The 26,587-nt window shown below is 63.8% G+C and carries 25 protein-coding genes and 1 pseudogene; 12 read left to right on the top strand and 14 right to left on the bottom strand.

Annotation, left to right across the window (positions count from 1 at the left end):
• Positions 1 to 125: 125 nt before the first annotated feature.
• Together O9X62_RS04490 and O9X62_RS04485 are read left to right on the top strand one after the other, a co-directional pair.
• Positions 126 to 1,442: an alkaline phosphatase gene (locus tag O9X62_RS04490; protein ID WP_269531565.1), complete on the top strand. Its 1,317-nt coding sequence runs from the start codon at positions 126 to 128 to the stop codon at positions 1,440 to 1,442.
• A gap of 102 nt (positions 1,443 to 1,544) precedes the next feature.
• On the top strand, positions 1,545 to 2,015 hold the full coding sequence (locus O9X62_RS04485; protein WP_269531564.1) for a tol-pal system YbgF family protein: 471 nt from the start codon (positions 1,545 to 1,547) through the stop codon (positions 2,013 to 2,015).
• On the opposite strand, the gene O9X62_RS04480 is transcribed toward O9X62_RS04485, so the two are convergent.
• The 4 genes from O9X62_RS04480 to O9X62_RS04465 all read right to left on the bottom strand — a co-directional run bounded on the left by O9X62_RS04480 (position 2,012) and on the right by O9X62_RS04465 (position 6,358).
• On the bottom strand, positions 2,012 to 3,598 hold the full coding sequence (locus O9X62_RS04480; protein WP_269531563.1) for a diguanylate cyclase: 1,587 nt from the start codon (positions 3,596 to 3,598) through the stop codon (positions 2,012 to 2,014). The two genes, O9X62_RS04485 and O9X62_RS04480, sit on opposite strands and share 4 nt — an antisense overlap.
• Positions 3,599 to 3,726: 128 nt before the next feature.
• Positions 3,727 to 4,758, bottom strand: coding sequence for a Glu/Leu/Phe/Val dehydrogenase dimerization domain-containing protein (locus tag O9X62_RS04475; protein WP_269531562.1), 1,032 nt, complete (start codon positions 4,756 to 4,758; stop codon positions 3,727 to 3,729).
• Between the two features lie 206 nt (positions 4,759 to 4,964).
• Positions 4,965 to 5,738: a class I SAM-dependent methyltransferase gene (locus O9X62_RS04470; RefSeq protein WP_269531561.1), complete on the bottom strand. Its 774-nt coding sequence runs from the start codon at positions 5,736 to 5,738 to the stop codon at positions 4,965 to 4,967.
• The gene (locus O9X62_RS04465) at positions 5,735 to 6,358 is read right to left on the bottom strand and encodes a LysE family translocator (RefSeq protein ID WP_269531560.1); all 624 of its coding nucleotides are present in this window, start codon (positions 6,356 to 6,358) and stop codon (positions 5,735 to 5,737) included. The genes O9X62_RS04470 and O9X62_RS04465 overlap by 4 nt, the downstream gene beginning before the upstream one ends.
• A 167-nt stretch (positions 6,359 to 6,525) precedes the next feature.
• Here O9X62_RS04465 and O9X62_RS04460 point away from each other — a divergent pair, with 167 nt between their 5' ends.
• From O9X62_RS04460 to O9X62_RS04450, 3 genes are read left to right on the top strand one after another with little or no spacing between them, the layout of a single operon-like run.
• Positions 6,526 to 7,116 (top strand): hypothetical protein, encoded by a 591-nt coding sequence (locus O9X62_RS04460; RefSeq protein ID WP_269531559.1) that lies wholly within the window; start codon positions 6,526 to 6,528, stop codon positions 7,114 to 7,116.
• On the top strand, positions 7,113 to 8,546 hold the full coding sequence (locus O9X62_RS04455; protein ID WP_269531558.1) for a sensor histidine kinase: 1,434 nt from the start codon (positions 7,113 to 7,115) through the stop codon (positions 8,544 to 8,546). Before O9X62_RS04460 ends, O9X62_RS04455 begins: the two co-directional genes overlap by 4 nt.
• Before the next feature lie 11 nt (positions 8,547 to 8,557).
• Entirely contained in the window at positions 8,558 to 9,292 is a 735-nt protein-coding gene (locus tag O9X62_RS04450) for a LytTR family DNA-binding domain-containing protein (RefSeq protein ID WP_269531557.1), read from the top strand.
• Between the two features lie 65 nt (positions 9,293 to 9,357).
• Here the strand turns inward: O9X62_RS04450 and grxD are convergent, their stop codons facing one another.
• From grxD to mgtE, 7 genes and pseudogenes are all read right to left on the bottom strand, one after another.
• Positions 9,358 to 9,675 (bottom strand): Grx4 family monothiol glutaredoxin, encoded by a 318-nt coding sequence (gene grxD, locus O9X62_RS04445; RefSeq protein ID WP_269531556.1) that lies wholly within the window; start codon positions 9,673 to 9,675, stop codon positions 9,358 to 9,360.
• A gap of 392 nt (positions 9,676 to 10,067) precedes the next feature.
• Positions 10,068 to 10,364, bottom strand: a pseudogene (locus O9X62_RS15995) (methylated-DNA--[protein]-cysteine S-methyltransferase); the annotation flags it as partial.
• A gap of 203 nt (positions 10,365 to 10,567) precedes the next feature.
• Entirely contained in the window at positions 10,568 to 11,989 is a 1,422-nt protein-coding gene (locus tag O9X62_RS04435; protein ID WP_269531554.1) for a DNA-3-methyladenine glycosylase 2 family protein, read from the bottom strand.
• A 76-nt stretch (positions 11,990 to 12,065) separates the two neighbouring features.
• Positions 12,066 to 13,358, bottom strand: coding sequence for an MFS transporter (locus O9X62_RS04430; protein ID WP_269531553.1), 1,293 nt, complete (start codon positions 13,356 to 13,358; stop codon positions 12,066 to 12,068).
• 59 nt (positions 13,359 to 13,417) lie between these two features.
• Positions 13,418 to 14,242, bottom strand: a complete 825-nt coding sequence (gene prmC, locus O9X62_RS04425; RefSeq protein WP_269531552.1) for a peptide chain release factor N(5)-glutamine methyltransferase — start codon at positions 14,240 to 14,242, stop codon at positions 13,418 to 13,420.
• Positions 14,239 to 15,030, bottom strand: coding sequence for an EAL domain-containing protein (locus O9X62_RS04420; protein ID WP_269531551.1), 792 nt, complete (start codon positions 15,028 to 15,030; stop codon positions 14,239 to 14,241). The genes prmC and O9X62_RS04420 overlap by 4 nt, the downstream gene beginning before the upstream one ends.
• A gap of 88 nt (positions 15,031 to 15,118) precedes the next feature.
• Entirely contained in the window at positions 15,119 to 16,567 is a 1,449-nt protein-coding gene (gene mgtE, locus O9X62_RS04415; protein ID WP_269531550.1) for a magnesium transporter, read from the bottom strand.
• Between the two features lie 222 nt (positions 16,568 to 16,789).
• Between mgtE and gshA the strand changes: the two genes are divergently transcribed.
• The 7 genes from gshA to O9X62_RS04380 all read left to right on the top strand — a co-directional run bounded on the left by gshA (position 16,790) and on the right by O9X62_RS04380 (position 22,743).
• Positions 16,790 to 18,091 (top strand): glutamate--cysteine ligase, encoded by a 1,302-nt coding sequence (gene gshA, locus O9X62_RS04410; RefSeq protein ID WP_269531549.1) that lies wholly within the window; start codon positions 16,790 to 16,792, stop codon positions 18,089 to 18,091.
• Positions 18,092 to 18,242: 151 nt separating this feature from the next.
• On the top strand, positions 18,243 to 19,067 hold the full coding sequence (locus O9X62_RS04405; RefSeq protein ID WP_269531548.1) for an HDOD domain-containing protein: 825 nt from the start codon (positions 18,243 to 18,245) through the stop codon (positions 19,065 to 19,067).
• Positions 19,068 to 19,132: 65 nt separating this feature from the next.
• Positions 19,133 to 20,080 carry a glutathione synthase gene (gene gshB, locus O9X62_RS04400; protein WP_269531547.1) on the top strand — a complete coding sequence of 316 codons (948 nt, stop codon included), beginning with the start codon at positions 19,133 to 19,135 and terminating at the stop codon, positions 20,078 to 20,080.
• A gap of 38 nt (positions 20,081 to 20,118) precedes the next feature.
• Positions 20,119 to 20,532 (top strand): PTS sugar transporter subunit IIA, encoded by a 414-nt coding sequence (locus O9X62_RS04395; protein WP_269531546.1) that lies wholly within the window; start codon positions 20,119 to 20,121, stop codon positions 20,530 to 20,532.
• Positions 20,533 to 20,535: 3 nt separating this feature from the next.
• Entirely contained in the window at positions 20,536 to 20,805 is a 270-nt protein-coding gene (locus O9X62_RS04390; RefSeq protein WP_269531545.1) for an HPr family phosphocarrier protein, read from the top strand.
• Positions 20,806 to 20,815: 10 nt separating this feature from the next.
• Positions 20,816 to 22,549, top strand: coding sequence for a phosphoenolpyruvate--protein phosphotransferase (ptsP, locus tag O9X62_RS04385; RefSeq protein WP_269531544.1), 1,734 nt, complete (start codon positions 20,816 to 20,818; stop codon positions 22,547 to 22,549).
• Positions 22,546 to 22,743 (top strand): oxidoreductase-like domain-containing protein, encoded by a 198-nt coding sequence (locus O9X62_RS04380; RefSeq protein ID WP_269531543.1) that lies wholly within the window; start codon positions 22,546 to 22,548, stop codon positions 22,741 to 22,743. The genes ptsP and O9X62_RS04380 overlap by 4 nt, the downstream gene beginning before the upstream one ends.
• On the opposite strand, the gene parE is transcribed toward O9X62_RS04380, so the two are convergent.
• From parE to mnmH, 3 genes are all read right to left on the bottom strand, one after another.
• Entirely contained in the window at positions 22,740 to 24,710 is a 1,971-nt protein-coding gene (parE, locus tag O9X62_RS04375) for a DNA topoisomerase IV subunit B (protein ID WP_269531542.1), read from the bottom strand. The two genes, O9X62_RS04380 and parE, sit on opposite strands and share 4 nt — an antisense overlap.
• A 98-nt stretch (positions 24,711 to 24,808) precedes the next feature.
• Positions 24,809 to 25,468: a hypothetical protein gene (locus O9X62_RS04370; RefSeq protein ID WP_269531541.1), complete on the bottom strand. Its 660-nt coding sequence runs from the start codon at positions 25,466 to 25,468 to the stop codon at positions 24,809 to 24,811.
• 61 nt (positions 25,469 to 25,529) lie between these two features.
• Entirely contained in the window at positions 25,530 to 26,579 is a 1,050-nt protein-coding gene (gene mnmH / locus O9X62_RS04365; RefSeq protein ID WP_269531540.1) for a tRNA 2-selenouridine(34) synthase MnmH, read from the bottom strand.
• Between the last annotated feature and the right edge of the window lie 8 nt (positions 26,580 to 26,587).

Genomic DNA, 26,587 nt, shown 5'->3' with positions numbered 1-26,587 from the left:
GCGCAGCCGCACTGCACTGTTACGCCACGAAGGGCGCTCCCGCAAAGAGCGCCCTTTGTCTTTGTGGCGCGCCGCAAGGGCGCTATGCTGGCGACCTTGATTTGAACAAGCCGGTTCCTCTGCCCATGCGCCTTGCCCCGTTTGCCCTGCTGACTGCGGCCCTGTTTGCCAGCCACGCCATCGCCGCACCCAAGCCCGCCAAAGTACCCAAGAACATCATCTACATGATCGGCGACGGCATGGGCCCGGCTTATCTGGCGGCGTATCGCTACTACATGGACAAGCTCGAGACCAAGGCTGTCGAGCGCACGGTGTTCGACGAGCTGTGGGTAGGCAATGCCAGTACCTATCCCGATGACGACACGGTGGTCACTGATTCCGCTGCTGGCGCCACTGCGCTGGCCACGCGGCACAAGACCTATAACGGCGCGATCTCGGTCGATAAACAGCATCAGCCCCTGGAAACGCTGTTCGAGGTAGCCAAGCGCCGCGGCAAGCGCACCGGTGTGGTGGTGACGTCGCCGATCAACCACGCCACACCGGCGAGTTTTCTAGCGCACAACCCGCACCGCAAGAACATGAATGCGATCGCGGATGCATATGTGGATCGCAAGGTGGCGGGCCATTTTGTTGCGGACCTGATGCTGGGTGGCGGCACCGATTCCTTTGTCCGTGCCGACCGCAATATCGCGAAGGAATTTCAGGCCGCGGGTTACCACTACGCGGATAGCTGGGCTGCCATGAAAGCCCTGCCGGCGTTACCGGCACTGGCGCTGCTGGCACCGTACGGATTGCCGCCCACCATCGATCACCCCGAAAAACTGCCGCTGACGCAGATGACCAGCAAGGCCCTGGCCTTGTTGGGCGGCAGCAAGCAGGGCTTCGTGATGATGATCGAAGGCAGCCAGATCGACTGGTGCGGCCACGCCAACGACATTGCCTGCGCCATGGCCGAGATGCACGACTTTGGCGAGGCCATCAAAGTGGCCCGCGCCTATGTGGATGCCCACCCCGACACCCAGCTGGTGATCACGGCCGACCACGAAACCGGCGGTCTCTCGCTGGGCGCGCAGGGCCGCTACGAGTGGAAGCGCGATGTGGTGCGCGGGGTGCGCCAGAGTGCCGACGTGCTGGCACAGCGCCTGCTGCCACTCGCAGACGACAAGGCGCTGTACCAGGGTTGGCTCGATGGCACGGCTATTGTGCTCAAGGACGCGGAGCAGGCCGAGCTGGCTGCTGCACGTAGTGCCGGCATCAAGCCGCTGACCAAGCTGGCCAAACAATTGGTAGACCGCTATTCGAGTACGGGCTGGACCACCGGTGGCCACACGGCTGCCGATGTGCCGGTGCTGGCCTACGGCCGCTGGTCACGGGATTTTGCTGGCTTCCAGGACAACACCGAGATTGCCGCCCGGCTACTGCGCTATCTGGATCGGCACTGATGCCTGCCGGTCTGGCACACAGGTTGTCGGATTCTGTGTTGCCTTGGCGCCATCTGGACTAAGCTGCTAGCCAGGCTACGGGCTGATTCACGTGAATCGTCCATGACCCGCCACCCCGACCCCGACCGGCCCTGCGGCTGGTCTGCCGCCGAGACTGCCATGACTGCCCTGCCCGCCATCCTCCACGAACCCATCCAGGCCCTTCTTGATGAAGGCGACAAGCTGTTCGACAAAGGACACTTTGATGCTGCCCTGGCGAAATACGAGGAAGCCCGCGCGCTCCTGCCCAGCGATCCCGAGCGCTGGGAGGCGAGTACCTGGGTGCTGGCTGCGGTGGGGGACGCCTGTTTCCAGCTGGCCCATTTTGGCCGCGCCCGGGAGGCACTGGCCTTGGCGCGCAGTTGCCCTGAGGGGGAGGACAATCCCTTCATCCTGCTGCGTCTGGGGCAATGCGAGCTGGAACTGGGCCAGACCGATAGCGCGCGCGATTGCCTGCAACGTGCACATCTAAGTGGTGGGGATGACGTCTTTGAAGACGAAGATCCCAAGTACCGAGCCTTGCTGGTGCATTAATCCGGCGCTGTCTCGCTGGCCGGTTCCGGCAAGGGGGCCACGCAAGTCTGGTTACGCCCGTTGCGCTTGGCGGTGTATACCGCCTCATCCGCACGCTGGGTCAGGCTGGCAATCGTGTCACGGCGGGCCGCGGCAATGCCGATGCTCACCGTGACATGGCTGGCTGCTGCCGAGTAAGCATGGGGTAGGCTTTCGATCCGCAACTGGCGGTGAATCTGCTCCGCAATCCGGCAAGCGCCTTCGGTATCGGTATCGGGAAGGAGCAGGGCAAACTCTTCCCCACCCATGCGTATCACCAGATCAGCAGGGCGATGCACAGCCGAGCGCAGGGTGCGCGCCAGAGACTGCAGGACCAGGTCGCCAGCAGGGTGGCCGTAGTGGTCGTTGTACTGCTTGAAGAAGTCCACATCCAGTGACAGCAGGCATAGTGGCGTACCGAGCCGTGCGTGGCGGCGCAGCTCCAGATTCACCCGGCTATCGAAAGCACGACGGTTCGCCAGTTGGGTCAGCGGGTCGGTCATCGACAGCACCTCCAGCTCGCTCACCTGTTCCTCGATCACGCCCAGCAAGACGTTGATATCGCGCCCCAGCGCGGCCAGCTCATCCTGCCCACGAGGCAACGCCAGCCTGTCTGACCACTGGTGCGATGCCCCGATGGCCTGCAGGCCCTGTCCCAGCTTGCGCAGCCGCCGGACCATCAGCACGTGCACCCCTACGAGCAAGGCCACGCCATTGAGCAGGGCAACCATCAGCAGGGTACGGATGACCTGCCAGGTAACTTCCTCGCCTTGCCGCGTCACCTCGCGCGGGAACTGTAACTGCACCTGCGCAACCGGGGAGGCATCCAGATCCAGCAGCAAGGCCTCGATCACCCCGGCCGGTTCGTTGAGGAAACGGACATTGCGCGGCCCGATGCGGCTACTGGCCGTGGTGCCGCTGCCCGCCAGCGAGAGCCCCGGCGGCAGGGTGGAGACGGTGAAGGAAAGGTCGCTTTGCTGACGGATACGACCAAGAATCGTGGCGTCCAAGGTGCGGCTGAGCACGACGACACCGCTGGATTCACCGCCGCGATCCGCGCGGTGGATGGGTTGCCAGCACACCATCAGTATCTGTTGCGCCGCCCGCGTGAGCCCGCAACCATGGGGCGTACCGCGGCGGGCGAATTGTCTGGGCAGGGTCGTGAACAGCGGGGCGTAAGCGCGAAAATCCGCGGCGGGCTGACCATTGCCATCCACGGCCACCACCACCAGCTGACGTCCGCCACGGTCAAACACGGTCATCATGCTCAGTGCGGCGCTATTGATGGCGCCATGGCCCAGGTCGCTTTCGGCCCCGGCCAGATCACCCGTGCGGGCGAACTCGTACATGGTGTCCCAGTTCGCCCAGTCCACGGTGATCTGGTTCAGATGTTCCAGCTCGGACTCGACATTGCGAACCAACTGGTTCATCTGCTCCAGCGCGTTGTTGCGTTCGATGTCGGCAAAGCTGCCGTGCAGGCTGCGGAACAACAGGGTGATGGCTGCAAAGGCCATCAAGCCAAAGCAGGTGAAAAACAGCAGCAAGAGCTTGGCGCGCAACCCCATCACGGGCACCAGGAGGTGAACAGTGATTTCAGTCTAGATCGGGCTCGGCATTCCTGCTCAGGTGCATGAACAGGCACTTGACAAGACCGTGGGCCGGCGTAAGCGCCCGCCCACGGCAGACGCCGGGATCAGCGGCCGAACCGGGCCTCGGCGATGCGATCAGCCACCACGCTGGTCGGCAATTGCTCACGCTGTGCACGCTCGAACACTTCGCGCAGTGTGTCGCCAATCTCACGCACATGGCCCTCCACCTCGGCTTCGGGCTGGCCCAGATGCTCGTAGCAGACCTTGATGATGCCGCCCGCGTTGATCACGAAGTCGGGCGAATACAGCACCCCGCGTGCGCGCAGTGCTTCGCCGATATCGGCCGTGGCCAGCTGGTTATTGGCCGCGCCGGCCACGATCTTGACCTTGAGCCGCGCCAGCGTGGCCGGGTTCAGCGTGGCACCGAGTGCGCAGGGCGCGTAGATATCGGCGGCTACGTCGTAGATCGAATCCACTGGCACCACTTCGGCACCAAATTGCGTGCGCGCCTGTTCCAGCCGGCCGGCATCGATATCGGCCACGACCAGCTTGGCACCGGCCTCATGCAGGCGGCGTGCGTAATCAAAACCCACATGACCCAGACCCTGCAAGGCCACGACCAGGCCTTCCAGCGAATCGCGGCCGAGCGCGTGTTTGACGGCAGCCTGTGCGCCGACAAAGCAGCCCAGCGCGGTGTAGGGCGACGGATCGCCGCTATCACCCAGGCCGGCCACATGGCGGGTGCGCGTGGCCACATGGGCCATATCGGCTGGGCTGGTGCCCACGTCCTCGGCCGTGACGTAACGACCGTGCAGGCGCTCCAGCGCCTCGCCCAGTGCCTCGAACAGAGCGGGCGTCTTGTCGGTTTTGGGATTGCCGATGATCACGCTCTTGCCGCCGCCAATCGGCAGGCCGGCCACGGCATTCTTGTAGCTCATGCCGCGTGAGAGGCGCAGCACATCGGTTGCGGCTTCCTGCTCGCTGGCATAAGGCCACATACGGCAGCCGCCCATGGCAGGGCCCAGTGTGGTGCTGTGGACGGCGATGATGGCCTTGAGGCCGGCCTTGGGTTCGGACACGAACACGACTTGCTCGTGCGCGTCGAAATCGGGGGAATCAAAGACAAAGGCGGTCATGCTTGTGGCTCTCCGCAGGCGCAGTCGGCGGCGGGCCGCGAGGTGCCCTGCTGCTTGCCGGTACGCAAATCACTGAATCACGGCAGCGCAAACGGTAGTCGGCACTGCCACCTTGCACGCGATTGTGTCGCGGGCAGGCGCGATGCTAAGCCGAGTGGGCGCGCAGGCCAAGTGCGGGAATACCCGGCGCGCGCCTGATGGAGGTGTTAGTCAGTGCGCACGCAATGCCAGGCTTCGGTGCGATAGGGAAAATCGATGGTCTCGCGCTCGCGCAGATCGGGGTGCGTGGCAATCAGCCTGCGCAGTGCCTCGCTGACGGCTTCGCGCTGCGCATCCGGCAGGGCGGCGATGAAACTCACCGACAGAAAGCGGTCGATAATGACCTGCTCGGCCGGCCCGTGATGGCAATGCGCCAGCGTGTGTAAATCCAGCGGCCCAAAGCCGGGATGTGGAAACACCGTGCGCCAGGCACCGCTGCGATAGCGCGGTGTATCGCCCTCTAGCGGGTTGATCAGGCGGGAGATTTCGGCCACCCAGTCCAGGCTGTCTTCGCGCACATTCCACACCAGCCCCAGCCGGCCACCGGGCCGCAGCACGCGGTGGATTTCATCCAGTGCTGCCGGCGTGGCAAACCAGTGAAACGCCTGCGCGCAAACGACTACGTCCAAGCTGGCATCGGCCAGGGGGATCGCATCCGCCGTACCGGCGTAGATACGTACATCAGGCAAGCCGGCCTGCATCTGTGCGCGCATTGCTTCAACGGGCTCTACCGCCATCACCGTGGCGCCGGTTGCCGCCAGCGAGCGCGTGAACTTGCCAGTACCCGCACCCAGATCAAGCACGCGGGTATCTGGGCGTACACCCAGCGTGTCGCGTAGCCAGCCATCGAGCGCCGTGGGGTAATCCGGCCGGCCGCTCGCGTAGCGCCCGGCGCTTTGGGCAAAGCCGATGGCGGCAGCGTGGTGGACCGATACACTCACCGGCGAAATGCCCCCAGCAGCACACCGGCACCCACAAATGCGGCACCCGCCGTGCGATCGAACCAGCGCATGCGGCTACCCTGTCGCAGCCAGTCGGCCAGCCGTGCGCCGCCACCGGCATAGATGCACATGCAACCGGTCTCGATGGCGATGAAACTGAGCCACAGAATCGCTGCCTGCGGTGCCATGGGTTGGGTGTGATCGATGAACTGCGGAAAGAAGGCCACGCCGAACAGGATGGCCTTGGGGTTGGACAGCGACACCAGCACGCCGATACGGAAGCGCGCCCAGGCGTGCTCGGCATCGGGCCGGCCTTCGGTGCTCAGGCTCCCGCCGGCGCTGCGCCAGGTCTTGATACCCAGCCAGATCAGATAGGCCGCCCCCACATACTTGATGATCTCGAACGCCAGCGTGGACGCGAGCAGCAGCGCACCCAGCCCGCCCAGCGAGATACCGAGAATGATCGCCAGCCCGAACAGGAGGCCCGGCATGGTGCTGCGCACCGTCGCACCCAGGCCGTGGTGGATGCCGTGCGTCATGCTCAGCAGCATATTGGGGCCGGGTGTGCCGGAGATGACGACAACAGCGGCGATATAGGCGAGCCAGATTTCGAGCGACATGGTGGGCTCCGGAGCGGATGGCCCACCATGCTAACGCGCGGCGCCCATCCGGCAAATGGGCGGATTGATCGTACACTTGCGGCTCGCCATCGCCTGCCCCCTCCATGTTTGCTTACGCCCGTTCCAGACTGCATGCCGTGTACAACCAGACCGATGGAGCATGGATCATGCAAGTCAAAGCCCTGTTGTTGTGTGTGGCCGTGGCGGCCGCGCTGAATGTGAATCTATCCGCGGCTGAACAACCGGGGGTGCCCAAGGGCTGGACGCTGTCGCCCGACGGCCTGGCACATTATCAAGTGGGCTACAGCCCGGCCAGAGAGGCCAGCTATCTGCGCGCCCAGAGTGCGCCGGATAAAGCGCTTGGTGCCTTGTATCAAGCCATCGAAGCGCCGGGGAACAGTGCGGGCAAATTGTTGACGGTGGAAGCCGAGGTGCTGGTTGAGAAAGATGCCACGACAGCGATGCTGTTTTTCCGTTGCCGCACCGATAAGGCTCAACCCAGGTCGTTCAGCAGCGTGAAACCGAGCGGCAAATGGGAAACGGTGAAAGCTTCAATGATCTCGGATGAGCAGAACCGTATCGAGAACTGCGACTTCGGCTTGGCGATGCTGGGCAATGGTGAGGCTTGGGTGCGCAATATGCGCTTCTCGGTCACGACGCCCAAGCCCGACCATCCTTCGAGGCGCATGCCCAATCTGAGCAGCCTGCCGGTGCTTGTGAGCAAGGCGCAGCCAGAGAATCTGGAATTGCGTCCATGAGCCACCTCGAGGCCGTGGCTGCCTTAGACACGCCACCGGCATCTGTGCCAGCCACCCGGCCAGCCCGGGTAACACAGGCACTGCTGGCAGCCGGCTTGGGTGTGCTGGTGCTGGCCGTGCAGCTAGGTATCCACGTGGTCGGCCAGCAGAAGTTGCTGGCCGGCCTGGTCGTCATGACGCTAGTCATGAGCATGCTGGCCGGCTTGCTTTACCGCATGGCCCGGGGCAGCAATGTTGCGCGCCATATACTGCTGGTTATAGTGCTGACGTGCTTCAGCGCACAGGCTTACTTTTATCTGGTGGGCAAAAAGCCCTGGTCCACGTCTGATATCGGCGTGCTCGTGCAACTGCTTTTGTATGGTTGGGCGGCTTCTCGGGTGTTCAGCGCGCAGGTCAAGCCTTGGTTCACGGTCGATCATGATCCCGAGTGGTCACTGGTTCTGGCTCTCTGGCTGATCCCGCCGATCATCCTGCTGACCAAGCTATGGCCACATGGCTTTGCGGTTGATCTGGCGACATTGTGGGTGGCCTATGTCACCTTTCTGATGGTGCCGGTTGCACCGCCACGGGTGCCTTGGAACAGCTGGCGCGTCGCGGTCATGTTGGTGCTCGCTATGGCGGCCAGTCTGCTGTCAGGCATGCTGACCCAAGTGATCGTGCACAAGCCGAGCGTCACTCACGCTGATACCTTGCTGGCCAGCGGGCTGGGTAGACATCCTCATGTGCTGGGCGGGGTACTCCTGCTGCTGATCGGGCCTGGCCTGATCCGCCGCTGGCTTGCCTGGCGTGAAGCGCGAGTGCTGGCTGCACAGGCCGCGCGCCACGCAGCCGAGCGTACCCTGCTAGAAGCCCGCCTCGCCGCCCTGCAAGGCCAGATCGAACCGCACTTTCTCTACAACACGCTGGCCAATGTGCAGTACCTGCTGCGCCGTGATGGTGAGCGTGCGGACCAAATGCTGGAGCGGCTGATTGCCTATCTGCGTGCCGCCCTGCCCGAGCTGCGCCAGCAGCAGACTACGCTGGGGCAGGAACTGGAGCGTGTGCGCGCCTATCTCGACATCATGGCCATCCGCATGGGCGAGCGGCTGCATTACCGGATTGAGTGCCCGCCCGAGCTCAGCGAGCAGCCTTTGCCCCCGCTGGCTTTGGCGACGCTGGTCGAAAACGCTCTCCAGCACGGTTTGGAACCCAAGCCCGGTGGTGGGCGGATCGACATTGTCGTGAGCCGCGATGCCGGTTTCTTACAGATTGAAGTCTGCGACGACGGCGTGGGTTTCAGCGAAACCGGGGCTGGCGGCGTAGGCCTGCGCAACCTGCGTGAGCGCTTGACCTTGCAGTTTGGCGAACAAGCCAGCCTGGTGCTGGAGGCGCGTGAAGGCGGTGGTGTGCGTGCGCGGCTCTGTTTGCCCTGGCAACCCCAAGCCAGCTAATCTGGCTGCCCATGTCACCCACCGCTCTGATTGCCGAAGACGAACCGCTGTTGCGCGCCCAGCTAGGCGAGGCGCTGGCCTTGCTGTGGCCCGAGCTGCAACTGGTGGCCGAAGCCGCAGATGGCACGACCGCCTTGCGCGCGATTGCTGCTCAACGACCTGAGATTGCATTTCTGGATATCCGCATGCCGGGTCTGAGCGGGCTGGATGTAGCCCGTGCGGCGGCCGGGCGCTGCCATGTGGTGTTCCTGACGGCCTACGACGAGCACGCGATTGCGGCGTTTGATGCCGGCGCGGTCGATTATCTGCTCAAGCCGCTTGATCTGGCCCGGCTGGCGCTGGCAGTGGACCGGCTCAAGGCGCGCTTGGCCACGCCGCCGGCGGACCTCTCGCGCCTGCTGGCCAAGCTGGGTTCCGCCGAGCCCGCCTGGCTGCGCTGGATACACGCGGCCAGCGGTGCGACCACGCGCATCGTGGCGGTGGAGGAAGTGGCCGGCTTTGTGGCCGAAGCCAAGTACACGCGCGTGCTGGGCGTGGACTTCGACGCGCATATCCGCAAGACCATCAAGGAGCTGGCGGCCGAGCTGGACCCGGCCTGTTTCCGCCAGATCAGCCGCAGTGCGGTGATTCATCTGGGCAGGATAGAGCGCGTGCACCGTGATGGTAGCGGCGGCATGAGCGTGGTGGTGGGCGGCGCGACGCTGACGGTGAGCCAGCCCTATCAGGCGCAGTTCCGGCAGATGTAGCGCAGACACGCAGGAAAAGAAAAACGCCGGCATAACCGGCGTTTTCTTGGGGGGTTGAACGCACCTTAGCTGGTCAGCCCGTCCAGCATGGTTTGCAGTTCACCGTTCTGGTACAGCTCGCTCATGATGTCCGAACCGCCGACGAATTCACCCTTGATGTAGAGCTGTGGAATCGTCGGCCAGTTGGCGAATTCCTTGATGCCCTGGCGGATCTCGTCGTCCATCAGCACGTTCACGCTGGCGTACTGGGCCACGCCGCAGGCCTTGAGAATGCTGGCAGCTTTGGCCGAGAAGCCGCATTGCGGGAAGGTCGGCGTGCCCTTCATGAACAGCACGACGGGGTTCTCGGTGACGAGCTGGCGGATTTTTTCCTGGGTATCCATGGCGTATTCCTTGCTGCCGCGCGGCGCGGACAAATAGTCGATCAATTCAGTCGGGAATTTTACGCGGTGCGGGCCGGGCCGGGCAAGCTGTGGATAACAGCAAGCCGGACCGAGCACGGTTTAGCCCCTCTCCTCTCGGGAGACGGAGTCCAAGTTGCACGGGCTTGGAGGGGTTGGGGTGAGGGGGCGTCGTCTAATCATTGCGATAGCGACTGATCAACCGCCGCTCCCTCACCCTGCCCTCTCCCGGTAGGAGAGGGTTCCAAACCCTAGTCCCAAAAGTGAAACCCCGGGTGCAATAAGCGCAGCGCATTGCACCTTGGCAGCGTTGGGCAGGGTGTTGGAGAAATGCGGCTTTGCCTTATTGCACCCTACGCTTTGGCTGGCGCGGTTCAGAACAGCGGCAGGCTGGCGTAGCCAGCATGTTCGCGCTCGAACTGCAACAGCTGCTGCTTGAGCGGCAGGCCGCCCGCGTAGCCGGTCAGGCTGCCGTCGCTGCCGATCACGCGGTGACAGGGCACGATCAGCGCAATCGGGTTGGCGCCATTGGCCCGGCCCACGGCGCGTACGGCGGCGGGGTTGCCCAGTAGCCGGGCTTGTTCGAGATAGCTGCGGGTTTCGCCATAAGGGATGCGCAGCAGCGCTTGCCAGGCGGTTTGCTGGAACGGCGTGCCTTGCGGGGCCAGGGGCAGATCGAAGTCGCGGCGGCTGCCGCTGGCGTATTCAGCGAGCTGTTCGCGTACCCGTGCCAGCCGTGCGGGTGCGTGCACCGCCTGTGCGGGAATGCGCTGCGGGCTGTCGGCGCCGATATGCAGCGAAACCAGCGCATTGTTGCTATCGACGACGGCCAGCATCAGGCCGAAGCGGGTGTCGATGATGTCCCAGGCCGGGCTCATGGCTGAGCATCTTTCAATCCCGCCCACAAATGCGCGGTGGCCAGACTGCGGTAGGGCGCGTAGCGGGCCATCAGGGCCTGTGTCTGCTTGGCATCGGGGCGTTCGGGCAGCTGGTGCTGGCGTTGCAGGGCGGCCGTGAGGCCGGCGTCGCCGACTGGCACGCAATCGGCAAAGCCGACGCCGCGCAATAGCGTGTACTGCGCCGTCCACGGGCCGATGCCGTGCAAGGCTTGCAGGCGCTGCAAGGCTTGCGGGGCCGAGCCGTGCTCCAGTGTTTCGATATCCCAGTCGGCGTCGCGCAGATATTGCGCCGTGCCGATCAAGTACGCTGCTTTGCTGCGCGAAAACTGGCGTGCGCACAGTTCGGCCGGATCAAGCGCCGCAACCGCCGCGATATCTGGGTGGGCGATCATGCCATCGCCGGCGGGCTGGCCAGCCAGCTCGATCACGCGGCGGCGCAGCGTGGCGGCAAAGCTCAAATTCACCTGCTGGCCGACAATGGCCCACAGCAAGGCTTCCCATACCGTGGCGCTTAGCGGCAGACGCAGGCCGGGGCGAGCGGCGGCCAGTGTGGCCCAGGCACCGCGCAAGGTTGGCATAGGCTGTGTCAGCCCGAGGCAGCGCAGGGCGATGTGCTGGGCCTGGCGCAGGCTGGCAGCATCGGGCCGGGGCAGATCCAGCACGGTGATTTGCGCGGCATCGGGCTGCAGATCGAACTGCAGGCGCACGGGCTGGCCCTTGAGCAGCAGCGCCTTGGTTACGCGTGCGCCATCGCGGCGTTCGGCCGGGCCGTCGGCATCACGGCCCAGGTAGGCGAGCGTGATCCCGGGCTCGTAACCGTCTGGCAGGCGCAGCGTGAACGAGGTGCTGTGGCCGAGTGAGCGATAGGCAGCCGGGGTCATCGCGTAATGGGCGAGGAACTGGCGGTGGAACACGGCCTCGCTGGCAAAGCCGGCGGCGTAGCCGATATCGGCCACCGCATCGTGGCGGGCCTGCAAGGCGTGTGCGGCCTGCCTCAGCTGGGCGCGGCGCAGCAGTTCGGCCGGCGTGCAGTGGCCGTGCTCGCGGCACAGGGCGACCAGTTTGCTGCGCGCTACCCCGGCCTCGCGGGCCAGATCGGCCAGGCTGCGGAAGGCGGCGGGCTCGGCGTGGATGCGCTGTTGCAAGCTTTCAAAGCAGGCGGCATCGATATCCACGCCGCGGTAATGCAGATCGGGCCGGCAGCGTTTGCAGGCGCGCAGGCCGGCGGCCAGGGCCTCGGTTTCGGTCTCAAAGAAGCGCACGTTCTCGCGCTTGGGTTTGCGCGCGGTGCACGAGGGCAGGCAGTAGATGCCGGTCGTGAGCACCCCGGTAATGAAGCGGCCATCGTAGCGGGCATCGCGGTCGAGTATCAGCTGGTAGCGGCGGGCGTCATCCATGGCCGCAGTGTAAGACAGCGACGCCGGGCACGACTGTCGAATCGGCCGGCGTATTTTTAAGCTGCCCCTTAGCCGGTCAGGCCACAGCCGCCCGGCCGCGTGCAACGTTGACCTTGGCCAGCACCAGCAGACCCAGCACGAAATACAGGCCGGAAATCAGGATGGCGAGCCGGTGATCGTTATGGGTGATCCAGGTAACCAGCCCGTAGGTAGGCGGGCCGATGATGGCGGCGAGGCCCATGGCCGCATTCCACAGGCCGTAAAACTCGGCACGGCGATCGGCTGGCGCAAAATAGCCCACCAGCGCGCGGCCGGCCGATTGGCTGGCGCCCATGCACAGGCCGGCCAGATTGGCGGCAAGCCAGAAGGCGGCAACCGAGCTGGTGGTGGCTGCAATCAGCACCATGCCTATCCAGCCGATCAGGGTGATCGCCAGCGTGGGGCGGTGGCCGAGGCGATCCTGCACATAGCCGAACACGAAGGCGCCGATGGAAGCAGTGATATTGACCAGCAGGATCAGCATCATGGTCTGCGCCATCGTGAAGTGCATGACTTCCTGCGCATAGATGGCGGCCAGCGCGATCACCACGGCAATGCCGGCCTGATACAGCAGCCCGCACAGCAGCAGCCAGCCAAAATCGCGGAACTGACCCAATTGCTTGAGCGTACGGCTCATGCCGCGGAACGACGCGCTCAGCGCCGTGCCCAGGTCGGCATGGGTTTGCGGCTGGGCGCGTTCGCGCAACCACACGAACATGGGGATGGCGCTGATGGCGTACACCGCCGCGACGATCAGCATGGTGATGGGCACATATTGCGGCGCGCTGGCACCGGCTGCCTGGGCAGAGAGCACATAGCCCAGGCACAGGGCCAGCGAAAACAGGCCGCCCAGATAGCCAAAGCTCCAGCCCCAGCCCGATACCTTGCCCAGCGTTTCGGGTTTGGCCAGTTCCGGCAGGAAGGCGCTGTTGAGCGCAATGCCGGCCTGGAAACAGAAGTTCGACACGATGATGGCCCCCACGGCCAGCGCCATGTCGCCCTTGTCGGTCAGCGCCAGCGCGGCCGTACCCGCCACGCAGCCGACGGTGACGACGGCCAGCGCCTGCTTCTTGCGCGCGTAGAGGTCGGCATACACGCCGATGGCCGGCAACAGAAAAAAGGCCAGCGCACTGGAGGCAGCCAGCGCCAGCGTCCAGGCCAGGGTGGGGTAAGCCAGATGGGCGGCAATCACACCCACGAAGTAGGCATTGAACACCGCCGTGAGCACCACGGTGGTGTAGCCGGAGTTGGCAAAGTCATACGAGGCCCAGGCCAGCACTTCACGGCGGGGCACATCATCGAGCAGGGCCTGACGGTCGAACAGGGGCATGCGCTGAACTCCGGTGGAATGCGCTCATGATGGCGCGGATGGGGCTGAATGCAAGGCGCTCAAGCGCGCCAGATACCGCCGCTGACGCGATCATTGCCGCCGAGATCACCCCAGCTCTGCACTTGGGCAAAGCCGGCAGCCACGAGCAGGGCTCGGCTGGCCGCAGCCTGGTCATAACCGTGTTCGAACAGCAGCCAGCCACCGGGGTGCAGCCGTGTGGTGGCACCGTTGATGATCTGCCGTATATGGGCCAGCCCGTCGGCTTCATCGGTGAGCGCGCTGCGCGGTTCGAAACGCAGGTCGCCCTCATCCAGATGGTGATCGCCGTTGGCGATATAGGGCGGATTGGAGACGATCAGATCGAAGGTTTCATCACCCAGCGCGGTGTACCAGTCGCTTTGCAGCAAGCGCACTGTTACGCCGTGTTGCAGCACATTGCGCGCGGCAATCGCGAGCGCAGCGGGCGAGACATCGACCGCACTCATCGCAATGGCGGGCCGGTGCTTGGCGAGGCAAACAGGCAGGATGCCCGAGCCGGTGCCGAGGTCGAGCACGCGCAACGGGGTATCAAGCGGGAGACGTTCGAGCGCCAGTTCGACCAGCAACTCGGTATCGGGCCGGGGGATCAGCACGCCGGGCCCGACTTCAAAACGCAGGCTGAAGAATTCGCGCTCGCCGATCAGGTAGGCAATGGGTTCGCCGGCCGAGCGGCGTGCCAGCAACTCGCGGTATTGCGCGGCTTGGGCGTCATCCAGTTCGGTTTCCGGTCTGCCGGCCTGGTGGGCGTGATTCAGGCCGCTCACGTGGCTGAGCAAAAGGCGCGCATCCACACTGGCGAGCCCGAGCTGGCGTGCTTGCGCCAGCAGGGCGGCGACCGTGTTCATACCGTGAAGCGCATGCTGCGGGTGGCCATGGAGATCGTGCTGAACTGGTTGCGGTACACAAAGCCCTGCACGCAATCCACGCCTAGCGCATGGGCCAGTGCGAGGTCTTCGGGGCGTTCGATGCCTTCGAGGATGACCTTGCAGTTGCACTCGTGGGCAAAGGCGATCAGGTGATTGAGCACGGCGCGGCCCTTGCTGTCGCGGGCGCGCGCCAACCAGGAGCGGTCGAACTTGAACCAGTCCACTTCCATCATCACATCGATGGAGATCATCGAATTGGGTGCGCCGATATCATCGAGCGCCAGCCGGATGCCATGGCGCGAGAACGCGGCGGCGAGCTGCTGCGAGAGGTAGGCGTCCGAGACATCCGAGTTTTCGATGATCTCGACCACCAGCTTGCCGCGGCGGGCAGAGAGCAGATTCAGCAGCGGGTCTTCGGCCTCGTTGGCGGTGACACCATAGGTATCGGGATCGAGATTGACGAACAGCAGGTCGGCATCAAGCGGGGCAAAGTCGAGCTGCAGCTGTTTCATGTCGTACTCGACCTGATACAGGCTCAGCGGGCTGTGGTGGAGCGCGTCGAAGACGGTCTTGGGTGCCAGCGATTGGCCATCCGCGGCATAGAAACGGGCCAGGGCCTCGTAGCCGATGGTCTCATTGGTCTGCAAGTGCACGATGGGCTGGTATTCCACGCCATAGCGGCGGTGGCGCAGCAGATCAAGCAGCAGACTGGCCGGGAGCCGAGATACGGGGGCATGCAGAATGCGCTCAGGCATTGGGGAAAACATGGTGCCCCCTGCGAGTTAGATACCAGTACAACGCCACGTATAACCCTTTGTGTAAGGCCTTACAAGCCCAATGTAACAAACAGATGAATCACAGCACGCGCAGCAGGAACAGTGTGGCCAGTCCGTAGAAGATCAGGTTGCCCATGCCGTCGGTCATGAAGGTCAGGAACACGCTGGAACCGTAAGCCGGGTCGCGCCCGAAGCGGTCCATCAGGATGGGCACGAACAGGCCGACGATGGCTGCGACCTGGAAGTTCAGCAGCATGGCGCCGCCCATCACCAGCCCCAGACCGGGGCTGCTGTAGATCAGCCAGGCCACGATGCCGAGCACACTGCCCCAGAGCAGGCCGTTGCACATTGCGATACCCAGCTCCTTGAGCACCAGCCGGCGCGTGTTGGCGGCATTGACCTGACCCAGCGCCATGGCGCGGATGATGATGGTGGCGGTCTGCGAGCCCGAGTTACCGCCAATGCCGGAGATGATGGGGGCGAGCGCGGCCAGGGCCACGATCTGCGCGGTGGTGTGCTCGAAGGCGCCAATCACGCGCGAGACGATGATGCCGGTGACGATATTGAGTGCCAGCCAGGGCCAGCGGTTCTTGGCCGAACTCCATACCGAGCTGAACAGGTCTTCGTCTTCCTTCAGGCCCGAGAGGCTCAGCACCTCGGCTTCGGATTCCTCCCGGATCACGTCCACCATCATGTCCACCGTCAGGCGGCCGATGACCTTGTGGGTGCTGTCCACCACCGGGGCGGATACCAGGTCGTAACGTTCGAACGCCTGGGCGGCGTCGCCCACGTCTTCATCGGGACGGAAGATCACCACGTCCCGCGCCATCACGTCGGCAACCTGGGCTTCGGGGTCGGTGACCAGCAGCTTCTTGACCGAGAGCACACCTTTGATGCGCTGGTCGTTATCGACGACGAACAGCTTGTCGGTGTGGTGCGGCAATTCATCAAAGCGGCGCAGGTAGCGCAGCACGACTTCGAGCGTCACATCGTCGCGGATGGTGACCATGTCGAAGTCCATCATCGAGCCGACCTGATCATCGGCATACGACAGCGCCGATTGCAGCTCGGCACGCTCCTCCTCTTCGAGCGAGCCCATCAGCTCGCTCATCACATCGGGTGAGAGGTCAGGCGCGAGGTCGGCGAGCTCGTCGGTATCGAGGTGCTCGGCGGCGGCGAGGATTTCCTCGCGGTCCATGTCCGCCAGCAGGGTTTCCCGCACCGAGTCCGAGACTTCGAGCAGCACATCGCCTTCGACTTCGGGCTTGACCAGCCCCCACACCATCAGACGTTCGTCGAGCGGCAGGCTTTCCAGGATGAAGGCGATATCGGCCGAGTGCAGCTGATCGAGCCGGCTTTCGAGCTCGGCCAGGTTCTGCTTGTGGACCAGCGTTTCCACCAGTGCCTGCCTGGGCATATCCTGCTTGTGCACGAGGTTTTCCACCAGCTTGTGACGCTGGAGGATGCGCAAAACCTGCTGCAGGGTTTCCTGCGGGCTCTCCTTGGGCTTGGGGGCGGGAGCGGTCATGGCGGCACTCGGGTGGAAGAATGGAAAGCGGTGCCCCAGCGGGGCCGCGCGAGTGTAGCACGGGCGAGACTTGAAACCGGCCGCGAAAGCCCTATCTAAGCCAGATGCCGCCCAGCGGCATGTGGCCGAGGCCTACCCTGCCATCGGCCTGTCAGGAATGCCGGGGAGAATCGACTATCCTGCAATCCGGGCGCTCCACCCACCTACCAGACAGGTTCCGCCATGCATGTTCCCCGCCTTGCCACTGCCCTGACCGGCCCGCTGCTCGATCTGGAGCGCAAGATGCTCCAGTCGCAATGTGAAATCGAAGCCTGGTTCCGCAGCCAGTGGCTCGAACACGCGCCGCCCGTATATGGCTCGGTGGATTTGCGCAACTCGGGCTACAAGCTCGCGCCGGTGGACATGAATCTGTTCCCCGGTGGCTTCAATAATCTGAACCCCGATTTCACCCCGCTGTGCGTTCAGGCCGTGCAGAGCGCGCTGGAGAAGATCTGTCCCGATGCACGCAAGTTGCTGCTGATTCCCGAGAACCACACGCGCAATCAGTACTACCTGCAGAACGTCGCCGCACTGGCGCGCATCCTCAAACTGGCCGGTCTGAACGTGCGCCTGGGTTCGCTGAACCCCGAGATCACCGAGCCGACCAGCTTTGCTCTGCCCAATGGTGCGCAGCTCACGCTTGAACCCATTGTGCGCAACGGTCGCCGTGTGGGCGTGGCGGGGTTCGATCCTTGCGTGGTGCTCCTCAACAACGATCTCTCGGCCGGCATTCCCGCGATTTTGCGCGGTATCGACCAGGCCTTGCTGCCGCCGCTGCACGCGGGCTGGTGCGTGCGCCGCAAGACTCACCATTTCCGCGAGTACGACGGTGTGGCCGCCGAGTTTGCCGATTTGCTGGGTATCGACCCGTGGTACATCAACCCCTACTTCGGCCAGGTCAGCGGTCTGGATTTCCAGACCCGCGAAGGCGAAGAGCGGCTCGCTGCGGAGGTCGAGCGCATCCTGGGCCTGACAGCCGCCAAGTACCGCGATCTGGGTATCGATGCCGAACCGTATGCGATTGTGAAAGCCGATGCCGGTACCTACGGCATGGGTGTGATGAGCGTGAAATCGGCCGAGGAAGTGATCGGCCTTAACCGCAAGCAGCGCAACAAGATGGCCGTGGTCAAGGAAGGCCTCGAAGTCAGCGACGTGATCGTGCAGGAAGGCGTGCCGACCTTTGAAACGATTGAAGACTCCGTGGCCGAACCGGTGGTGTACATGATCGACCGCTTTGTCGTCGGTGGTTTCTACCGCGTGCACACCGAACGCGGCGCCGACGAAAACCTCAACGCCCCCGGTGCGTTCTTTCAGCCGCTGGCCTTTGATACCCCGCTGACCACCCCCGATTGCGACGGTAGCCCCGATTGCGCCCCGAACCGTTTCTACGCCTATGGTGTGGTCGCGCGTCTGGCGCTGCTGGCGGCCTCGCGTGAGCTGGAGACGACCGAATCGGCGCATGCGGAGCTGAGTCTGGCTGTCTGAACCCGTTTGTCTGGTGTTTGCTGCGACGGGAATCCACTGGCCGAAGTTGCCAGCCCGTCTATGCTGAATCCAGGTGCGGCATCAGCAGGTCTCCCGTCCCCGTGCGGACGCGCCGTACCGGTTTCCCCATACCGACAAGAGGAGCTAGGCCATGACCCTGGAAGAAATCTTCGACAAAGCATCGGGCCGCATGCCCATGGTGCCCAAGGTAGTGCAGGAGCTGCTGGCGAGCTTCGAGCGATCGGACACCAATGTCGACCAGGTTGTCGAACAGGTGTCGCACGATCAAGTGCTGTCCGCCAAGGTGCTGCGGCTGGCCAATAGCGCGAAGATGAGCGGCGGCAAAGCCGTAAAGAGCATTGATGACGCCGTGGTCCGCATGGGCTTCGATAACCTGCGTTTGCTGGTGGTGTCCTCGGGCATGTCGGGCATGAGCGTGGACAGCCCCGGCTTTGATCGCAAGGTGTTCTGGCTCAAGAGCTTCAAGACTGGCAATCTGGCCCGCTGGGCGGCCAAGCTCGGCGGCTTTGATGGCAATACCGCCTACACCTGCGGCTTGCTCCACAATATCGGTGAGTTGCTGATCCATATCGCCGCCCCCGGCGAAATGAGCAAGATCGACAAGATGGTCGTAGCCGGCACCGATCGCGTGCAGGTCGAGAACATGGTGCTGGGTGTGGACTTGGCGACCGTAGGCGGTGAGCTGGCGCGTCGCTGGCAATTCCCCACCGAGATTTCACGTGCCATCACCCAACACCAGAACCCTGCGGCCCACGAGCCGTTCGAACCCTATGCAGGCCTCGTGGCGCTGGCCAACCTGATTGCCGCACAGTTCGATGTGGGGCTCAGCAATGCCGAAATCGCCGAACTCTTGCCCGCCAAGCTACTCGACAAGCTGGGCCTCGATCCCGCCAAGTTCGTGGCCGATCTCGACCATGCACGGGCATCGTGCGAAGGGCTGGACGACTTGATCTGACCGGCCTTGGCCGATTTCCCTAACCCGGGCGGGCCTGCGAGCCCGCCCTGATTGTCTGTATACCCATGCATATCGCTTTTCTTGCCGACCCGCTCTCCAGCTTCAAGACCTACAAAGATTCCACTTTTGCGATGATGCGCGAGGCCGCCAGCCGCGGCCACGTGCTCTATGCCTTCGAGCAGCGCGATATGCGCGTGGTCGCCGGCAGGGTGCTGGCCGATGTGCAGACGATCACCCTGACCGGCGATGCCGACGACTGGTATCGGATCAGCGCCACCGAAACGCGTGATCTGGCGAGTTTCGATGCGGTAATCATGCGCAAGGACCCACCGTTCGACAGCGAATACCTGTACGCGACCCATCTGCTCGAACACGCCGAACGCAACGGTGCTCGTGTATTCAACAAGCCGCGCGCCCTGCGCGACTACAACGAAAAGCTGGCCATCCTGCGCTTTGCCCAGTTCACCACGCCGACGCTGGTGACGAGCCAGTCCGACGCGATCCGTACCTTTCTGGCCGAACACCACGATGTGATCCTCAAGCCGCTTGATGGCATGGGTGGCGCGGGCATTTTCCGCCTGCGTGAAGACGACCCCAACATCGGCGCCATCCTCGAAACCCAGACGCTCAACGGTGCGGTCACCGTGATGGTGCAGCGCTATCTGCCGGCGATTGTGGACGGTGACAAGCGCGTGCTGGTGATTGCCGGTAAACCGGTGGACTGGTGTCTGGCGCGCATCCCCAAGCAGGGCGAAACGCGCGGTAATCTGGCCGCGGGCGGTACAGGTGTGGCAAGGCCATTAAGTGCGCGTGACCGCGAGATTGCCGAGACGCTGGGGCCGCAACTGGTCGCCGATGGTTTGCTGTTGGTGGGTCTGGACGTGATTGGCGAGAACCTGACCGAGGTCAATGTGACGAGCCCGACCTGTTTTCAGGAAATCACCGCGCAGTCGGGCATCAATGTGGCAGGGCTGTTTGTTGATGCGCTTGAGCAAGCGGTCGGGCAGCGCTGATAGAATCGACCACTACGCATACATCGTCTGGTTTTGCCATGGTAGGAATTCTGTTGGTCACGCACTACGGCCTCGGCGAAAGTCTCGCCGAGTGCGCTGCGCATGTGCTGGGCCGCCCCTTGCCGCAGCTGCGCTATCTGCCCGTCTATCGCTCGGATGATCCCGATGTGGTGCTGGGCCGCGCGCAGGCACTGGTTAATGAACTCGATACCGGGGCCGGCGTGCTGGTGCTGTCCGATATTTACGGCGGCACCCCATCGAATGTGGCTTACCGCCTGGTGCATGCAGGCAAGGTCGAGGCCGTCGCTGGCGTCAATCTGCCCATGCTGGTGCGTACACTCAATTACAGCGAACAGGCGCTCGACGTGGTCGTCGGCAAGGCCGTTACTGGCGGCTTGGAGGGCGTGATGTACATGCTGCCGCCCAGCCGCGAATCCAATCACGAGGGTTGAGTCATGGTTCAGCAGGAAGTCGAGATCATCAACAAGCTGGGCCTGCATGCCCGTGCATCGAGCAAGCTCACCCAGCTGGCCAGCCGCTTCCAGTCTGAGGTCTGGCTAACGCGCAACGGCAAGCGCGTCAACGCCAAGAGCATCATGGGCGTGATGATGCTGGCCGCAGCCAAAGGCAGCCGCGTGCAGATCGAGATCACCGGTGCCGATGAAGAAACCGCGATGCAGGAAATCACCGCGCTGATCGCCAACCGTTTCGACGAATCCGAATGAGGCCGGCCGCATGACCATTGCCCTGCACGGGATCGGCATCGGTGGCGGCATCGCCATCGGCCGCGCCCACCTGGTCAGCCATACCGATCTCGAAGTCGCGCACTACGAGATCGAACCCGCCGAGGTCGCGGCAGAACTCGCTCGTTTTGATGCCGCGGTCAAAACCACGCGCAAAGAGCTGGAACAGCTGTGGGGCAGCATCCCCGAGAACGCACCGACCGAGCTGGGCGCCTTTTTGAGCCTGCACGTGATGCTGCTCAACGACCACACCATCAGCCGTGAGCCGCGTGACATCATCAGCGAGCAGCTGTGCAACGCCGAATGGGCGCTCAAGCTGCAGCAGGATCGCCTGCTCGAACAGTTCGATGTGATCGAAGAGGAATACCTGCGCGAGCGTCGCAACGATGTGATCCAGGTGGTCGAGCGCCTCTTCAAGGCCTTGGCCGGCAAGGGTGGCACGCAGTATGTGGCCCCGGAGGACAGCCGCGAGCGCATCCTGATTGCGCATGATCTGAGCCCGGCCGATATGGCCCTGTTCAAGAGCGCGGACTTTGCGGCCTTCCTGACCGATGTGGGCGGGCCGACTTCGCATACGGCGATTCTGGCGCGCAGTCTGGATATCCCCTCGGTGCTGGCGCTGCACAATGCCCGCCAGCTGATCCGCGAGGATGAATGGCTGATTGTGGATGGTACGGCGGGCGTGGTCATCATCGAGCCCAGCGAAACCATTCTGGTTGAGTACCGCAAGCGCAAGCAGGGCCTCGCTGCTGAACGCAAGAAGCTGCAGAGCATCAAGAAGACCGCCGCCATCACCCTGGATGGTACGGCCATCGAGTTGCACGCCAATATCGAGAGCCCGGACGATGTCAGCCATGCCCTGGGTAATGGCGCGGCAGGTGTGGGTCTGTATCGCTCCGAGTTCCTGTTTCTGGGCCGCGACGACCTGCCCAGCGAGGATGAGCAGTGCGCGGCCTACACCGCGGTGCTGCAAGGCATGAAGGACCAGCCCGTTACTATCCGCACCGTGGACCTGGGCCGCGACAAGATGCCCAAATGGGCCGAGGAAGACGTCACTGCCGCACCTAACCCTGCACTGGGTTTGACGGGCGTGCGCCTGTGTCTGGCCGAGCCGCATATCTTCCGCACCCAGCTACGCGCTCTGCTGCGCGCCGGCCTGCATGGCAAGCTGCGTTTGCTGGTGCCCATGCTGGCGAATCTGGCCGAGGTGAACCAGGTCTTGTTCCATGTGGAACAGGCCAAGGAAAGCCTGCGCGATGATGGCCTGCCCTTTGCGGCCGATGTGGAAGTGGGCGGCATGATCGAAGTGCCCGGCGCCGCGCTCACGGTGGGGCATCTGATCAAGAAGCTCGATTTCATCTCGATCGGCACCAACGACCTGATCCAGTACACGCTGGCCGTGGACCGCGGCGACGATAGCGTCAGCCACCTCTACGATCCCTTCCACCCGGCCGTGCTGCATCTGATCGGCCATGTGATCCGCACGGCCAACCATGCCGGCGTACCGGTATCGGTGTGTGGCGAAATGGCCGGCGATGCACGCTTGACACGCCTCTTGCTGGCGCTGGGTTTGCGGCGCTTCTCCATGCACCCGGCCCAGTTGCTGAACGTCAAGCGCATCATCCTGCAAAGCGATCTGCGCCTGCTCGATAAACTCTGTACGCGTATCGAGGCGGCTGCCGATTCGGACGAGGTGCGCGAACTGCTGGACGAGGCCGCCGTATGACAGATGTACCCGCACCGCCCCAGCGGCCTATCCCGCCGGACGATAACCTGTGCTGCAAGAGTGGCTGTGTCCCCTGCGTCTGGGATATGTATGACGAGGACCTGGCGGAGTACCGCAAGGCGCTGGCGGCCTGGGAGGCGGCTTACGGGCCAGCCTCGCCACCGGTCAGCGTGCCGGCATCGCCCGGCCGTTAGATATCGCCCTCGGCGAGATTGCCGTTTTCTTCGAGCCAGGCACGCCTTGAGCTGGCCTCGCCCTTGCCCATCAGCATGGTCATGATGCGGCGGGTGTCGTCTTCAATCGCATCGAAATCGACCTGCAGGGTGCGGCGGGTATCGGGGTTCATGGTCGTCTCGAACAACTGTTCGGCGTTCATTTCGCCCAGACCCTTGAAGCGGCTGATGCTCCAGCTGCCTTCACGCACCTTCTCCAGTCGCAGCTTGTCGAGGATGGCTTCCTGTTCGCCGTCGTCGAGTGCATAGAACTTGCGCGGCGGTTTGTTCTTGCCGCTGCCGGGCACGTCGATGCGGTACAGCGGTGGCTGGGCGATATGGATGTGGCCGTTCTTCACCAGCAGCGGGAAGTGGCGGCAGAACAGCGTCAGCAGCAGCACCTGGATGTGCGAGCCGTCCACATCGGCATCGGACATGATCAGCAGCTTGCCGTAGCGCAGGCCGCTGAGGTCGGCAGGTTTGTCGATGGTGTGCGGATCCACGCCGATGGCGACGGCAATATCGTGGATTTCGTTATTGCCGAACAGCTCGCCCTGATCCACTTCCCAGCTGTTGAGCACCTTGCCGCGCAGCGGCAGGATGGCCTGGAAATCCTTGTCGCGCCCTTGCTTGGCGCTGCCGCCAGCCGAGTCACCCTCAACCAGGAACAGCTCGCGGCGGGCGACATCATCGCTGGTGCAGTCGGTCAGCTTGCCGGGCAGCACGGCCACGCCGCTGCTGCGCTTCTTGATCACGGTCTTGGCCGCCTTCATGCGGCTCTGGGCTTGGCGGATCGCCAGCTCGGCCAGCTTCTTGCCGTAATCCAGGTGCTCGTTGAGCCAAAGCTCGAAGGGGTCGCGCACCTGGTTGGAGACAAGGCGCAGCGCGTCGCGGCTCGATAGTCGCTCCTTGGTCTGGCCCTGGAACTGCGGGTCCAGCACCTTGGCGGAGAGCACGAAGCTGGCGCGCGCGAACAAATCCTCGGGCAGCAGCTTTACCCCCTTGGGCAGCAGGTTGTGGTGATCGATGAAGTTCTTCACGGCATTGAACACGCCGTCGCGCAGGCCGGTTTCGTGGGTGCCACCCGAGGGTGTGGGAATCAGGTTCACATAGCTCTCGCGGGCAATGCTGCCTTCTTCAGACCAGGTGATGACCCAGGCCGCCCCCTCGCCCGCCGAGTAGTTTTCGCTGGCCTCGGTGAGGTAACGCTCGCCACGGAACAGCGGTACCAGCAGATCCTGATCGGCAAGCTGCTCGTTGAGATAGCCCGCCAGACCATCGGGGTAGTGCCAGGTTTGCGTGTCCTGGCTGCCATCCTTGCGCTCGATCGTGAGGGTCACGGTGACGCCGGGTAGCAACACGGCCTTGGAGCGCAGGATGTGGGTGAGTTCACCCAGCGGGAAGGTTGGCGAATCAAAATACTTGGGATCGGGCCAGCAGCGCACGGTAGTGCCGGTGTTCTTTTTGCCTACAGTACCGATCTGCACCAGGGGCTCGATCACGAAGCCGTCGCCAAAAGCCAGCGCGTGCTCGAAACCATCGCGCTTGACGCGAACTTCCAGCCGCGTGGACAGCGCATTGGTGACGCTGACGCCCACGCCGTGCAGACCGCCCGAAAAGCTGTAGGCGCCACCATCCTTTTTGTTGAACTTGCCGCCCGCATGCAGCTGGGTGAACACGACTTCTACCGTGGGTACGCCCATCTCGGGATGGATGCCCACTGGAATGCCCCGGCCGTTGTCGCTGACACTGATCGAGCCATCCTGATACATCACCACATCGATATTGCTGGCGTAGTTGGCCAGCGCCTCGTCAGCGGCGTTATCGATCACTTCCTGCACGATATGCAGCGGATTTTCCGTGCGGGTGTACATGCCCGGCCGGTGCTTGACCGGTTCGAGCCCTTTGAGCACCTTGACCGAGGATTCGTCATACTGGGGCGCGGCCATGGGAAAAGTCCTTCTGCTGCAGTAAGTGGGGCGGATGGGCCGCGAGTCTAGGGGCCGACACTGCGGCGGGCAAGCACGGCGGCGTTGTGGGGCACGGGCTAGTTGCTGCTGTGCAATATCAGATTGAACTCCTGCCCGGCTTCGATCTGGATGGCGGGCAGCAGGGTTTCGATATTGCGTACTTCGCGCACGGCGTCGCCGCTGACATTGAGCTTCTTCTCGCCCATATCGTCGGCCAGATTGTCCGTCAGCCCCATCGAGGCCCGGCCCAGTGCCGACTTGAAGGTGCGGACCAGAAAGTTCTGCTTGGCTTGCGCGCCGACACCCAGCAACAACAGTTCCTTGGCGGTGGCGCTCCAGATGAGCTTGCCACGCACACCGGTGCGGGCATCGCTATCGACGGCGTAGCCAGCCACGGCGCGACTGGCCAGTTCCTGACCATTGCTGTCAAAGCAGCGGACGCGGCGTGGTTTGACCGAGATCCGCTCCGAAGCCAGCGAGGCCCAGGCCTCGGCATCCACGACGCATTGGGCGGCGCCGGTTACCGCCGGCCGCAGCTTGCCCAGCTGCTTGACCTCCAGCAGCAGGCTGTCGGGAAAGGCTTGTGCATTGAGACCGCTGGCCACATCGGCACCCACGATGACGCTGACCGGAATGGCATGTTGCCATTGCGGCGGCGGGCTGGCCGGCGCCGGGGTGTCGGCGGCCTGTACGGTGGCCGCTGCGACAAGCGTGGCGAGAATAAGGGGGGTACGCATGATGCCTCCTGATTTTTTGTGGTGTTGATGGTCCACGATACACCAGCATTGCCGGCGCGCACTAATGGCTTGGCGCCTCGCCCAGCGTGTTCAGCAGCGACCGTGCTGCATCATCAAGGGCGTGACCGGGATCAATCTCCAGCCGGTGTTCGGCCTGGCGGTGGCGCGTGGGGTTGCTGCGCCGGTAGGCGGGGTCGTAGTGCAACTGAAGCAGCTCGGCAAAGAGTTCGTCGATGGCGCGCGCATCCACCAGCTGTTGCCAGCGATGGATAGTGTCCTTGCCCTGCAGTTCGGTAAGCCGGGCCAGCTGCTGCTTGAATAGCGCAGGTTCATCGAACCAGTGAGCATATTCCTGGCACAGATAAGCCAGCCGGGCCGGCTGGCTGGCGGTGATCTCGATCAGGCGGCCCTGCTGCATGGCCGTCATCAGCGTTTTCGGCAGGTGAACCTGGCCGACACGCTTGCTCTCGGCTTCCACAAAGACGGGGCGGCCAGGATCCAGCGTCGTCAGTTGGCCCACCAGCAGGCTGTCAAAGCGTTTCTGCCCCGGCTGCGCCTGCGTCGGCCATGCTCCGAGCAGCGAGCCCCGATGACAGGCCAGTGCTTCGAGATCGAGCACTTGGGCGCCCTGCTCCGCCAGCGCCTGCAGCAAACGGGTCTTGCCTGTGCCGGTGAGACCGCTGAGCACCACCCACTGGTGCCGTGCAGGTTCGGTGAGCAGAGCATCCAGCACCCATTGGCGATAGGCCTTGTAGCCGCCCTCCAGTTGCCGCGCGCGCCAGCCGATCAGGTTCATCCACGCGGTCATCGCGCCAGAGCGTTTGCCGCCGCGCCAGCAGTAGATCAGCGGGCGCCACTGCGGCGGCCGGTCGGCAAACAGGTTATCGAGATGCTGCGCCAGATTACGCGCGACCATGGCGGCGCCCATGCGTGTGGCGGCAAACGGGTCCTGCTTGTACAGCGTGCCGACGACGACGCGTTCCTCATTGCTGAGCACCGGGGCATTGAGGGCACCGGGAATATGATCGTCGGCGAACTCGGCCGGCGTGCGCACGTCGATGATCTCGTCAAAGCGGGTGCGCTCTGCTAGCGTCGCAAGCTGGTCTTTCAAGAGGTAGT

Source organism: Chitinimonas sp. BJYL2 (genome assembly GCF_027257935.1).
Lineage (GTDB): Bacteria > Pseudomonadota > Gammaproteobacteria > Burkholderiales > Chitinimonadaceae > Chitinimonas.
Note: the sequence above shows the minus strand (reverse complement) of the source record. Positions and strands in the feature narration are given on the sequence as shown.